Origin of the sequence: Haladaptatus paucihalophilus DX253 (genome assembly GCF_000376445.1) — an archaeon.
GTDB classification, from domain to species: Archaea; Halobacteriota; Halobacteria; order Halobacteriales; family Haladaptataceae; genus Haladaptatus; species Haladaptatus paucihalophilus.
Map to the genome: position 1 here is coordinate 13,274 of NZ_AQXI01000006.1, position 11,441 is coordinate 24,714.

Annotated in this window: 14 protein-coding genes; 6 read left to right on the forward strand and 8 right to left on the reverse strand. The window is 55.1% G+C overall.

Features of this window, described 5'->3' with window-relative positions:
• Nucleotides 1-148: 148 nt before the first annotated feature.
• Nucleotides 149-940 carry a ParA family protein gene (locus tag B208_RS0122550; protein ID WP_007981204.1) on the forward strand — a complete coding sequence of 264 codons (792 nt, stop codon included), beginning with the start codon at nucleotides 149-151 and terminating at the stop codon, nucleotides 938-940.
• Nucleotides 937-1,341, forward strand: coding sequence for a hypothetical protein (locus B208_RS0122555; RefSeq protein WP_007981205.1), 405 nt, complete (start codon nucleotides 937-939; stop codon nucleotides 1,339-1,341). The genes B208_RS0122550 and B208_RS0122555 overlap by 4 nt, the downstream gene beginning before the upstream one ends.
• A 74-nt stretch (nucleotides 1,342-1,415) precedes the next feature.
• On the opposite strand, the gene B208_RS0122560 is transcribed toward B208_RS0122555, so the two are convergent.
• The 4 genes from B208_RS0122560 to B208_RS0122575 all read right to left on the reverse strand — a co-directional run bounded on the left by B208_RS0122560 (nucleotide 1,416) and on the right by B208_RS0122575 (nucleotide 4,501).
• Nucleotides 1,416-1,766, reverse strand: a complete 351-nt coding sequence (locus tag B208_RS0122560) for a PadR family transcriptional regulator (RefSeq protein WP_026178045.1) — start codon at nucleotides 1,764-1,766, stop codon at nucleotides 1,416-1,418.
• Between the two features lie 261 nt (nucleotides 1,767-2,027).
• The gene (locus B208_RS0122565) at nucleotides 2,028-2,324 is read right to left on the reverse strand and encodes a hypothetical protein (RefSeq protein WP_007981207.1); all 297 of its coding nucleotides are present in this window, start codon (nucleotides 2,322-2,324) and stop codon (nucleotides 2,028-2,030) included.
• 678 nt (nucleotides 2,325-3,002) lie between these two features.
• On the reverse strand, nucleotides 3,003-3,962 hold the full coding sequence (locus B208_RS0122570; RefSeq protein WP_007981208.1) for a transcription initiation factor IIB: 960 nt from the start codon (nucleotides 3,960-3,962) through the stop codon (nucleotides 3,003-3,005).
• A 158-nt stretch (nucleotides 3,963-4,120) separates the two neighbouring features.
• Entirely contained in the window at nucleotides 4,121-4,501 is a 381-nt protein-coding gene (locus tag B208_RS0122575; protein ID WP_007981209.1) for a hypothetical protein, read from the reverse strand.
• Nucleotides 4,502-4,647: 146 nt separating this feature from the next.
• On the opposite strand from B208_RS0122575, the gene B208_RS0122580 reads away from it, so the two are divergent.
• Nucleotides 4,648-5,226 carry a DUF7344 domain-containing protein gene (locus B208_RS0122580; protein WP_232423944.1) on the forward strand — a complete coding sequence of 193 codons (579 nt, stop codon included), beginning with the start codon at nucleotides 4,648-4,650 and terminating at the stop codon, nucleotides 5,224-5,226.
• 311 nt (nucleotides 5,227-5,537) lie between these two features.
• On the opposite strand, the gene B208_RS0122585 is transcribed toward B208_RS0122580, so the two are convergent.
• Nucleotides 5,538-5,837: a PadR family transcriptional regulator gene (locus B208_RS0122585; protein ID WP_007981213.1), complete on the reverse strand. Its 300-nt coding sequence runs from the start codon at nucleotides 5,835-5,837 to the stop codon at nucleotides 5,538-5,540.
• 219 nt (nucleotides 5,838-6,056) lie between these two features.
• On the opposite strand from B208_RS0122585, the gene B208_RS0122590 reads away from it, so the two are divergent.
• Nucleotides 6,057-6,290 (forward strand): UPF0058 family protein, encoded by a 234-nt coding sequence (locus B208_RS0122590; RefSeq protein ID WP_007981215.1) that lies wholly within the window; start codon nucleotides 6,057-6,059, stop codon nucleotides 6,288-6,290.
• A gap of 42 nt (nucleotides 6,291-6,332) precedes the next feature.
• Here the strand turns inward: B208_RS0122590 and B208_RS0122595 are convergent, their stop codons facing one another.
• A complete protein-coding gene (locus B208_RS0122595; protein WP_026178046.1) occupies nucleotides 6,333-6,929 on the reverse strand; it encodes a DUF7344 domain-containing protein in 597 nt (198 codons plus the stop codon).
• A 712-nt stretch (nucleotides 6,930-7,641) separates the two neighbouring features.
• Between B208_RS0122595 and B208_RS0122600 the strand changes: the two genes are divergently transcribed.
• A complete protein-coding gene (locus B208_RS0122600) occupies nucleotides 7,642-8,388 on the forward strand; it encodes a helix-turn-helix domain-containing protein (protein ID WP_394294989.1) in 747 nt (248 codons plus the stop codon).
• Here the strand turns inward: B208_RS0122600 and B208_RS0122605 are convergent.
• Nucleotides 8,385-9,458 (reverse strand): helix-turn-helix transcriptional regulator, encoded by a 1,074-nt coding sequence (locus tag B208_RS0122605; protein WP_449404121.1) that lies wholly within the window; start codon nucleotides 9,456-9,458, stop codon nucleotides 8,385-8,387. The genes B208_RS0122600 and B208_RS0122605 overlap by 4 nt on opposite strands.
• Before the next feature lie 437 nt (nucleotides 9,459-9,895).
• The gene (locus tag B208_RS0122610) at nucleotides 9,896-10,543 is read right to left on the reverse strand and encodes a helix-turn-helix domain-containing protein (protein WP_007981222.1); all 648 of its coding nucleotides are present in this window, start codon (nucleotides 10,541-10,543) and stop codon (nucleotides 9,896-9,898) included.
• Between the two features lie 233 nt (nucleotides 10,544-10,776).
• Between B208_RS0122610 and B208_RS0122615 the strand changes: the two genes are divergently transcribed.
• On the forward strand, nucleotides 10,777-11,400 hold the full coding sequence (locus tag B208_RS0122615; protein WP_007981225.1) for a response regulator transcription factor: 624 nt from the start codon (nucleotides 10,777-10,779) through the stop codon (nucleotides 11,398-11,400).
• Nucleotides 11,401-11,441: the final 41 nt, after the last annotated feature.

Consider the following 11,441-nt stretch of genomic DNA (forward strand, 5'->3'; position numbering starts at 1 on the left):
GTTTGTATAGCAAAACTAGTTTTGATAGTTCTGATGGTTTGGATCCTGTGGCTATATGCTATTTTTAGCGTCTGTAACGTCGTTTTATAGGTTTATTTGTGAACGTCTGACGCGGTTTTATGTTGTTTGGACGGTTTTGCGGTTTTGTATGTCCGACACAGCCAAAATTGCCGTCTCGAACCAGAAAGGCGGGGTCGGGAAGACGACTGTGGCGATCAACGTCGCGGGAGCGTTGAATCAGCGAGGGCACGACGTGCTCTTCGTCGACCTCGACCCACAGGGGAACGCCACTGAAGGGCTCGGATTGGAGGCCGAGTACGAGGCACAACCCCCGACCCTGTTCGATGCGCTGACCGACCACGAGGAACGCGAGGACGTCGATTCGCTCATCGTCTCCCACGAGGAGATGGACGTGCTTCCGAGCAACATCGACATGACCAGCGTCGAGCCGGAACTCACCATGGCGATGCGTGGTCGGGAACGGCTGACGCAGGTCCTCGATGCGCTCGATGCTGACTACGACGTCATCATCATCGACTGCCCGCCGTATCTCGGAAACCTCACCGATAACGCCCTGCTCGCCGCCGGAAACGTTCTCATTCCGGCGCTCGCGGAGTCGACGAGCAAGCGCGCGTTGGAAATCCTGTTCGACCAGATGGAAGTCCTCGAAGCGGAGTACGACACGCAGATTCGTGACCTCGGACTCGTCGCCAACCGCGTCGAGACGACCAACGAAGCGGACGCGATGCTCACGTGGTTCGACGAGGTGTTCACCGACATCCCCGTCTGGGAGGTCAGAAAACGGGTGACGCTCCAACGTGCGTTCTCGGCCGGTTGTTCTCTGTTCGAAGTCGAGGAGGAGTGTGATATGACCGCCGTGTTCCTCACTATCGCCGAGGACCTCGAACGGCAGTTCGGATCGATGGAGATGTCCGCATGAGCGACGAGAGCCGCGCCGACCGTCTCCGTCGCCGTCGCGCGCAGCGTGACAAACAGTCCGCGGCGTCCGAATCCACCGAACCGGCCGACTCGGTGTCGGGAGGTGAAACGGGTGTGGCGTCCGACCCGTCGGAAACCGACGATGAAACCGACGACGCCGATTCCACCGCGTCTGAGAGCGTCAAGGAAACTCGCGTCGGGACCTACATGTATCTCCCCGAAGAGCAGCGCTCCGAGCTGAACTTCCGCTACAAGGAGCTTAATCTCGCCTACGAACGAGCGGTCGGCGAGGAACTGGAGAAAAATCGCCACTTCTATCCACTGGTCGTTCAGGCCGGTCTCGAGGCGCTCGACGGTATCGACGGCGAGGCGATTCGGGAGCGCCTGGACCGTTTCGAGTGAATTAGGAATCTCCGCGTTGAACGCCGTCGCTTTTCGGTTCGGGAAACGGTCGAGGACCGTGAGAAGCAGCGTCGCTACTGTTCGAGGAGCGCTCGAATCTCTTCCTCGCGTTCATCGTTCGTGATGAACTTCCGGAACCGCCACTCGAACGAGTCGAGCAGGACCGCGATTCCGTCGTCGGTGATGGCGTACTCGTTCGTTCGCTTGTCCAGTTCGCTCTTCTCGACCAGTCCACGCTCGATGAGCGTGTCGAGGTTGGGGTACAAGCGACCGTGGTTTACCTCCTCGTCGTAGTAATCTTCGAGCTCGCGCTTGATGGCGAGACCGTATCGAGATTCCTCCGAGAGTACTATCAGGACGTTCTGTTGGAACGCGGTGAGGTCGCGCGCGGTTTCCACGTTACTAACGGTTTCTGCCTCTGACATGGTAGTATGGTGTGATATTCATTGACAGAGGATATAAAACTTCCTACTCCAAGCAATATTTATGAATTCTATTATAAATATTATATAACAGCAATCCTCTGGCCAAAGATAATTGTGTTATTCTGGCTGTTATTTGGGGCGATAGTTAATCGGATTGAACTCTCCCGTAACTCTCAATGCTTGCTTTTTGGCCGTTAGATAAGTACCTGTCGGAAAGAGTGTGACGAAATAATACAATACTATTCGATTGTTGGCTTGTTGTCATTCGACTGCCTCTAACTGCTCTCCATCAGTCTTGGGCGGCGTCGATCGATGCAATTCGGCTTCGACTTCTTTGAGCGTGGATTCGGCCTCGTCTATCGGCTCGTCTAACAGGTCTAACTGTATCTGTAGGTCACAGTCACGGCAGTACGCATCGCCCACGATTCCCTTCTCGTCGTCCTGCCAGATATCGACACGAAATCGTCGATTGGTACACTCCGCCGATGGACATTCGACCTCCCCAGAATTTAACATCGATTCGAGATTGTCCTCGACGAGTTCAATAATATCAATCATAATGCCGAATCAGTCACCGAAATGCTTAAACTTGCTTGCAAATATCGCGTATGATAATCGATTCTGACATCCTCTATATCTGCAACGGTGTCGGAAAACACGCCTATCATATAATTTAGCTGGTGTATAACAAAATAGATACCACTCTTCGTCTCCGGTACGCCCAAGACGGGCGTCCCATGTGCGTTACGGTAACCGACTCGCTCGGCGTTGCCGGAGGCGATGGCCGTGGGCTGGCATCCCACCTTGTGTCTCCATCCTCCTACGAAAGTTCTCCTTCCGGGCGGGCGTTTCCGTTCGCTTTCGATGAAATGTTCTGATGTCCTTCAGCACGTTCTACTCGTCGGTATCTTTCGTCTCGGCGAACAGCGACGGAGTGAACCTCCGTCCCGATTCGCATGGAAATATCCAACAATGTGTTCTCCCCCAGCAGCCACGCCCGAGGGAGAGGGAGAATGCCAGACGTTCACACAACTCCTATCGTCTCGCGTCCGATGTCCAAACGGCGTCACGTGATATTCGAGTCAAGTAGATTCAACCGGAATCCACTGTCCGATGACGGACGCGTCTACGCTCGTCGAATTCCCTGAGATCCGACGGCGCCAACCGGTCTCGCGACTAGTCGAAGACGCCGACCGTGTGTAAAAATTCGGCTGGATGTGTGAAGTGCTTAAACGCCTAGTGGATACCGAGGGCTTCGATCTGCTCTTGGTACCGGTTTCGGATGGTGACTTCCGTCACCTGTGCGACGTCAGCAACCTCTCGTTGGGTCTTTTTCTCGTTACACAGAAGCGAGGCGGCATAAATCGCGGCGGCGGCGTAACCGGTCGGCGATTTCCCGGAGAGAAGCCCCTGTTCCGCGGTCGTATCGATAATCTCGTTCGCTTTGGACTGCACTTCTTCACTGACACCGAGGTCGGAACAGAATCGAGGAACGTACTGCTTCGGGTCGACCGGCTTCATTTCGAGGCCGAGTTCTTGGGAGATGTATCGATATGTTCGACCGATCTCCTTCTGATCCACCCGTGAGACCTCCGCGACTTCTTCGAGGCTTCGTGGGATACCCTCCTGCCGACAGGCGGCGTACAGCGTGCTCGTTGCGACGCCTTCGATGGAGCGTCCGCGAATCAGGTCTTCGGCCAATGCACGTCGGTAGATGACCGACGCGACTTCGCGTACCGACCGTGGGACACCCAGCGCGGATGCCATCCGGTCGATTTCGGAGAGCGCGAACTGCAGGTTGCGCTCGCCCGCGTCCTTCGTCCGAATGCGCTCTTGCCACTTGCGCAGTCGGTGCATCTGACTTCGTTTTTCCGACGACAGCGACCGACCGTACGCGTCCTGGTTCTTCCAGTCGATGGTCGTGGTCAGTCCTTTGTCGTGCATCGTCTGCGTGGTTGGCGCTCCCACGCGCGACTTGCTCTGGCGCTCGCTATGGTTGAACGCGCGCCACTCGGGCCCGCGGTCGACGTGATCTTCTTCGACGACCAGTCCACAGTCGTCACAGACGAGTTCGGACTGGTCCGCACTGTTAACGAGGTTTTTCGACCCGCACTCGGGACATCCCGTGACCCCCTCCTCCTCCTCGGTTTCGGTTTGCTCCGCGCGGCGCTCCCGTTGGCGAGTGGACCGTTTCATCAACGTTCTATACTCAATGCAAACATTTAAATCCCCGGATGGTACCTCATGCGTGTCTTTCAGCTACCATAGATATCCTCATCCTGAAAACACGTAGACCGCGGCGTGGTCCGGTTAACGTCTCTATTATCTGTACTGCCGATGGCCTAATTTAGCTCTCACGTGGACTTCGCCAAGCGCGAGATTTCGACCATCGTATCGTTGCTGTCGGGGTTCGAATCTCGGAAGGTCCAGGAGCGGTCGAACGTCATCCCTTCGTCTTGTCCTTTCATCAGCAGCTCGTCGAGCGCGAGTTTGAAATCGGCGGCCGTCGCCTCCTCGGATACGGATGGTTGACTCGGCGTCGGCTCGGCTAGTTCGGGTCGCGGGGCGAGGCTCGTTATCTCCACCATCACGTCGTCGTGTTTCTCGTGGCGGAAGGTCCACGAGCGGTCGAGTTCTACGTCGTTGTCTCGTGCCGTGGAGACGAGGACTTCGAGGGTTCGCTCGAACTCCTCTGGAGAGGCTGCCCAGGCGGGTATGTGGTTTGCCTGGCTCATTTCGATTTCTCCTACGCACATACCCTACATAAACTCGGAATGCCGTCCCGTCTAGTTTCGGTCCTTCTCACCGTTTGAAACAGTTCGAAACGGTCTGGGAGCGCGTCACCGGTTTATTATCGCTCCTGATTTTGATGGTGAATGTCATGAGTGCGAGGGAGAAACTCTCGATCCAATCCGACGGACGGGTTTCCGTCGACGAGTCACCCGTCGAAAACGAGCTATCGACTGATGACGTGTTCCACCTGCTACAGAGTCAGCGACGCCGCGCTGCGATTCGCTATCTCTGGGATACGGACGGACCGGTCGAGATGCGCGACCTCGCGGAGCAGGTCGCCGCGTGGGAAAACGATACGACCGTCCACGCGCTCACCTCGGACGAACGTCAGCGAGCGTACATCCCGTTGTACCAATCTCACCTCCCGAAACTCGACGAAGAAGGGGTCATCGACTACGACAAAAACCGGGGTATCGTGAAGAAAACTCCCCTCGTGTCACAGTTAGAACGCTACCTCGATGCCGGCCGCGGCCCCGACATCGAACCCGAGGATGAGGAGCGTCGATGGAATGCGTACTATCTGACCGTTTCCCTCTTCGGGTCGGTTCTGTTCATCGGTGCCGCTTTTCGATTTCCGCTTTTGTCCCTCGTTCCCAGTCTCGCTGCTGTGACTTTCGTTCTCGCCGCGTTTTGGTCCGTTTCGGTTACTCACTCGCTTTCCGTGTGATTCCTACCCGTGGTTACCGTGATTTATCCAGGCAGTTCTCGCAGATATCTACGCTCGCTTGGAGATAGGTTCCCTTTTCCTCCAACTCCATTTCGATGCGTGTTACTGGGACGTAATCCTTACAGTACGCGCAACGTTCGATAGCGTCCACCCGGTTTGATATGTCGTGGTTTCTCGGCATAGTGTGCGTTTCCCGTCTCTACCCGACGGCCATCAGATGGAGTATGAAAAGGAACCCCCCAAAAGGTATGCGTTAGTATTTCCGTGTTTTAAGTACAAACGACCTGTAAGGGGGGAAAAGGGGTCGGTCGTTAGTCCGCGAGTTCGGCGCTTTCTTTCTCGCTGACGTACTTCGATTCCCATTCACGACGCGCTTCGATCTCCCGCTGTCCGCGCCGGGTGAGGGTGTAGTAGTTGGTTCGACGGTCCACTTGCCCCTTCTCGACCAATCCTTTGTCGACCAACGTATCGAGGTTCGGGTAGAGCCGGCCGTGGTGGATGTCCTTCTCGTAGTAATCTTCGAGCTCTTCTTTGATGGCGAGTCCGTGTGGTTCGGTCAACCCGTTGATGACGTACAACAGGTCTCGCTGGAAGCCAGTCAGGTCGTACATGTTCGGCTCGATGTTATGTCTACAGGGTATTAGTTAAGTGCATGATAATGCCCTCCTCAGGCGATGAAAAACGGATTAAACGGTTCGTTTGAAACTAGACAATTCTACCATCATTACAAAGTTTCATCATAATAGCCGCGTTCGTGTAATCCGTCACGAACTATCCGTTTACCCTCGGCCAAAGATAATATATGCGACGAGTCATCACGTGGCTACAATATGAAGAAACAGGAGCTGATCCACGTTCACGGCTTACTCGCGGCGGTTCGAAACCAGTACGAGGAGCGGAGTGGACGAACGGTAGACCTATCCGAGTACGAGCAAACTGGGGTAAAACCGACATCGATACATCATTCGAAAACCGCCCATCAGGAGGCCATCTTCGCACTCGTTGACTGCCTCACTGACACGATGGCGGCGGAAGAAAAACAGCTAACATCACACGCTGACTGATCGGTGCCATACTGGTTCGGTGCGTCGTCGTTTCGGTCCCGTCTATCCTTCGCGCGCCGTCCACCCCGACATGAATTGGGCGAGCGTTACGAACGAAAACATGGCGATGATGATGGCGCCGATAGCGACGCTCGGGAGCGTGGCGAGGACGGGGATGCCAAGGACAGCACCGGCGAGGACGATGGTGCTGAACGTCGAAACGCCGAGGTAGTAAAATTCCCACGGTGGTTCTCGACCGATCTCCTCGTGGTCGGTTTCCTCCGCTTCGACGGAGAGATACCGGTCGAGTTGGTCCGCAAGTTTCGTCCGTTTGACCGTCCCGCGGCTCTGGTCGTAGTCGATGATTCCTTCCTCGTCGAGTTTCGGCAGGTGTGACTGATAAAGTGGAATGTACACGCGCTGGCGTTCGTCCGAGGTGAGCGCCTGCACGGTCGTGTCGTTCTCCCACGCGGCGACCTGCTCCGCGAGGTCGCGCATCTCGACCGTCCCGTCGCGTCCCTTGAGATACCGTAGTACGTGACGCCGACGAGGCGTTTGAAGGAGGTGGAAGATTTTATCCTTTGAGAGCTCAGTCTCGGCACTTACTTCCGGAACGGTATGCGTTCCTCCATCATTGGTGTGAACTTCTGTAGCGCTCATGACGGCTGAATTATCGCTAGAATAGGTAATAAACCAATAATGCGCTCCCAATTTGTTGCGAACGGTTGTGATGGCTTGTTATGCCGCTTAGCACACCTATAAGTTGTGTGGTCGTATTACTTGTCATTTATACTAAAATTACGTGAACTAACATGTGTGGGAGTGTCACTATCCTCGACACTACCGCTAGAAAACACCGCTCTCTGGCCTTGTACGGGTGGTTTTACGACAGTGGTTGGTTCCTTCTATGACCCGTCTGTCCGCACTTGTCGGACCGTATTGTCCAATTACTGGCCGTACTATCTCTCGATTGGTCTATATTGTCGTACGAGATGTCTGCTGAAACAATTGTGGACGATGTTCCTCTCTTGCCCTCTCGTCTGTTAATTCCAACATTAAAATTATGAAATTTAAAGATTCGATTAATCGCCCTATAGTAAACAGGGAACGAGACGTAGAAAGATACGCCCAGCGCGGAGGCGGGGTCTTACAATATCCGGCCGCGAGGGTCGTTAGCGCTCATGACTCCAATACCCCTCGTGCTCAGTTCTCTATCCACGAGCGGCGTCGAACGGCGTCCTGTCTTGCCCTTCGACGACCCACGTAATCGGTGGTCGGTGTGACATCCCGGTTGAATCTTAGCCCATGTTCGATTCCCGAAAGTTTAATGTGACGTAATGAAATACCACAACCGAGTTCGGGTTCCTCGACAATGGCACATGGCGCATCTAACTCCGATGGCCCTCTCAACGAACCGGACGGCTCGTCGAAGGGCGCTGCACAGGACGATTCCGCTCTTTCCGCTCCACCGAGAACTCTCTTTGCCGAAATTTTTGTCTCACATGGGCGTCTCATTCTCGTTCCGACGATAGAATCGTCCCCTGAAGTGACCATTCAGATGGAAGAAACGCCGATGGCCGACGGCTCGCTTTTGTTCGTTTCCGTCGTCGGGGACGATTTTTCCCCGTTCGAGCGATCGCTCGAGACGGATGCGACCGTCCGTGCGGCGACACTTTTCTCCGCCGCCGCCGACCGGCGCGTGTATCGGATTCGGCCCGAATCGGATGTCGTTCCGTTCCTCCCTACCGCCGCCGACCTCGGTATTCGCGTCCTCGACGTAAAGAGCGGCACCGGTGGTTGGGTAATCCGTATCCAGATGCTCTCGCGTGAACCGCTCATCCAACTCCGGGAAGCGTGTCTGGAGCACGGGATCACGTTCCGTGTGCGGCAACTATTCGATGCGGACCCGAACACGGACCCTGACGGCGCTCGGCTGACCGGTCGCCAGCGCGACACGGTTCTCACCGCGTATCAATCGGGCTACTACGACGTGCCCCGTGGTATCTCACAGGGCGAACTCGCCGAGGAACTCGACGTCTCTACGTCGGCGATTTCGCAACAACTTCGGCGTGCAACCCGGCAGCTTATCGCCAGTACGTTTGCCGTCGAACAGGATTAGGCTTCGAACGGGGATTTCGACGCTTCCGGTTCGGACCCGTTGAGGAAGACGAGATTCCCGCGTCCGATTTGTACCCGTGTTATCTCGTCGTTTTCCTCCATCTTCGAGAGTTTTCTGCTCACGGTCGATTTCGACCACGAGGTTTCGGTCGTGATATCCGCCTGCTTCATCCGGCCGCCGTACTGGATGAGGAGCGACCGAATTCTCTCTTCGTCGGTGAGCATCTCCTCGTCGGCCAGATTTCCGACCGGCGGCTGTTCTGGTTCCCGTCTTTGTTCCGTTTGTTGGGGTGATTCTTCCGTGGTGGTTGCCACGGTCGTTTCCCCTTTCTCATCTTCCGGTTTCTTTCGCTCGAACAGCCCGGACAGGACGGAACGGATGGAAGAAAGCGGTCCGTCGCTCGGCTTGTCGTTCGATTCGGCGGACTCTTCGGTTTCGTTCGATTCGCTCGCCTCGTCGTCCGGAGAGTAGGCTGGAGTGGTCGTCCACTCGGCACCGTTGTCGGAAATCTCGACGACGACATCGAACAGCGTTTTCAGGGTATTCGTCGTCTCGGGGTCGTGAATGTCGGGGTCCATCTGGAAATAGCCGATGCCCCCCGCGGCCTGTATTCGGTGAGTGAGTATGTGGAGATATCGGAATGCGGTATCGAAATCGACGTATTCGAGGAGGACGGTCAGCGTCTGTACCGAGACGACCGGCTGCGTTTCCCCGTTCGACCACTCCTTCAGTCGGTCGCTCAACGGGACGATTATCTCCATCGGGTCGGTCGGATCGACGACCTCCGTCGTCACGGTGTTGGACGTCTGTTCGTCGTACGTTTCGGACTGTGCCATCCCGCTCGCGTGGATGAAACGAACCTCTCGCGGTGATCTGCCCACGCTCCGTTCCCAGTCCCCGAGCCACTGTCCCGGTGGTTGCGTGTAGGTGACGGCCGCGAGACTGACGTTTTCGGGTCGCGTCGAAGCTACGAGCTCCATATGTGCCCGGTTGCCATCAGGCGTAAGAGGGGCGAGGACGAGAACGTTTGACGCTCCCTGGAGATCTTCTTCTATTTTGCGGACGTTCATTTATTCCATTTCCCAATATATAATTTTATTTTTACATTACCGAGGCTATTTTGCATGCTAAATACACTGGAACTCGATATCAATGTATTGCTCTCCTATACTATCCCCTAATATACGTTTGTATTCTTGGTCGTTGAATCCCCAGCCGTTCCATCATCTTTGGCCGATTTTTTATAGAAATTCGAACCGTTTTTGTCTCGTCGTTTTCGGCGCAAGTGTGAGGATATTCCGCAAGACGTTCGGATAGACATGGAGGTGTACACGTGCCTTCCCCGTCGCCTCGTACCCATCTATCGTTATTCATACCTGCGAGCCGTTGTGACAACCCGTATTCGTTATAAGCCATACAGTAGCCTACCCTAAAGCCAGTGTGTGACTATTACCATCCCTTATTAGCTACCCGGTTGTCAAAAAGCATTGGCTTGCAAATGCAGGTACTATCCTTCATGTCGCAGTGTGTTCGTGATAAGATTTGCATGCCCACGGCGTAATCGTGTCGAAAGTGCGTTCGGTGATATGTCGAGTTCCCCGGCCACGTGTTTCAACGTCGCTCCACGAGGGACGCTGAAGTAGCCGGAATCGAGCGCCGTTACCAGTGCTTCCCGCTGTTTCGGCGTCACTTCGTACTTCCCGAACGCGTTCGGATGTCGTGATTCGTACATTCGAATCAACTGAAACGAGAGGTCGTAACTCGAACAGTAGTCGTGGAACTCCGTCAGCGACGACTCGCTCGGAAACAACAGTTTGAGATACCAGTCGTTTCCATCGCTCGTCGCCTCCAGAATGCTAGCTTTCAACTCCGAGACGGCGTGACCGACGGTCCCCGTGCGCTGCCGCCACGAGACGCGATAGAACCGTTCGTTGTCGTGGTTTTCGAGCAACGTTATTGTCTCGACGGTTACGTCCTCGCCGAGTGCACGCTCGAACCGCTCGACCGATTCCCCGCTCGCCCAGAAATACGGTGTCACGTACTCGCTGTCCGCAACGACGCGCTCTATTTCGACGTGAATATCGGAGATTCGCTCCAGCGTCTCGTGAAGGATGAACTCCTCCGATGGCACGGCGAACTCGGTCAAAACGCTCATCTCTCTAGCCGAGGCATGCGTTCGGGGATATTGTAGTTACCGGCGGCTCACTCGGTTTCTCTCCGCCATCTTTAGAACCCCTTCCGAAAAACTTTTATAAAAATGCGATCCATCGGTTTATTGATTGCAAGACGAGTGAGTGTCGTTTATGGATTATATTCGAAGCCGCTGCCGGTGTATGAATCGCAACCTTACATTTGATATAGCAACGGCAGTGAACCTCAACGCAACCAATGTCTGACGAGCCAACTGTTCTCATCGTTGACGACGAACATGCTATCACTGACTTACACGCACGCTGGCTCGAAGATTCCTACGAAGTCCGGAAGGCGTACAACGGAACCGAGGCTCTAGAAACTATCGACGAGGACGTCGATATCGTTCTTCTCGACCGTCGGATGCCCGACCGCTCCGGGCAGGAGGTTCTCGACGAAATCCGCGAGCAGGCGTTCGACTGTCGGGTGGCGATGGTGACCGCCGTCGAACCGGATTTTGACATTCTCGAACTCGGATTCGATGCCTACATCTGTAAACCGGTTTCCGACCCGGAACAGCTCCGTGAAATCGTCGCGTCGCTCGAGACCCGCTCGACGTACGACTCGCAAGTACAGGAACTGCTTGCGCTGTCGTCGAAGAAAGCGGCGCTCGAAGAACGCAAGGAATCGGACGAGTTGTCGAAAAACGAGGATTACACCGAACTCGAGACGCGGTTAGCATCGCTTCGAAACGAGCTTTCGTCCACGGCTATGGAGTTGGACGACGACGACCTTCGTGCGGAGTTTCACGGCCGCAACGACTCGGGGTCCAAACTCATGAAATCCGCAGAGGGGGGGGACGCGTCGGAGTCCAGAGACTAAGGGTTCCGAACGTGCGGTTGTGTCGGATAGTCGATTAAATT

Coding starts and splice junctions, on each gene's coding strand:
- B208_RS0122550 (WP_007981204.1), top strand. CDS start 149: ATGTCCGACACAGCCAAAATTGCCGTCTCGAACCAGAAAGGCGGGGTC.
- B208_RS0122555 (WP_007981205.1), top strand. CDS start 937: ATGAGCGACGAGAGCCGCGCCGACCGTCTCCGTCGCCGTCGCGCGCAG.
- B208_RS0122560 (WP_026178045.1), bottom strand. CDS start 1,766: ATGTCAGAGGCAGAAACCGTTAGTAACGTGGAAACCGCGCGCGACCTC.
- B208_RS0122565 (WP_007981207.1), bottom strand. CDS start 2,324: ATGATTGATATTATTGAACTCGTCGAGGACAATCTCGAATCGATGTTA.
- B208_RS0122570 (WP_007981208.1), bottom strand. CDS start 3,962: ATGAAACGGTCCACTCGCCAACGGGAGCGCCGCGCGGAGCAAACCGAA.
- B208_RS0122575 (WP_007981209.1), bottom strand. CDS start 4,501: ATGAGCCAGGCAAACCACATACCCGCCTGGGCAGCCTCTCCAGAGGAG.
- B208_RS0122580 (WP_232423944.1), top strand. CDS start 4,648: ATGAGTGCGAGGGAGAAACTCTCGATCCAATCCGACGGACGGGTTTCC.
- B208_RS0122585 (WP_007981213.1), bottom strand. CDS start 5,837: ATGTACGACCTGACTGGCTTCCAGCGAGACCTGTTGTACGTCATCAAC.
- B208_RS0122590 (WP_007981215.1), top strand. CDS start 6,057: ATGAAGAAACAGGAGCTGATCCACGTTCACGGCTTACTCGCGGCGGTT.
- B208_RS0122595 (WP_026178046.1), bottom strand. CDS start 6,929: ATGAGCGCTACAGAAGTTCACACCAATGATGGAGGAACGCATACCGTT.
- B208_RS0122600 (WP_394294989.1), top strand. CDS start 7,642: ATGGCACATGGCGCATCTAACTCCGATGGCCCTCTCAACGAACCGGAC.
- B208_RS0122605 (WP_449404121.1), bottom strand. CDS start 9,458: ATGAACGTCCGCAAAATAGAAGAAGATCTCCAGGGAGCGTCAAACGTT.
- B208_RS0122610 (WP_007981222.1), bottom strand. CDS start 10,543: ATGAGCGTTTTGACCGAGTTCGCCGTGCCATCGGAGGAGTTCATCCTT.
- B208_RS0122615 (WP_007981225.1), top strand. CDS start 10,777: ATGTCTGACGAGCCAACTGTTCTCATCGTTGACGACGAACATGCTATC.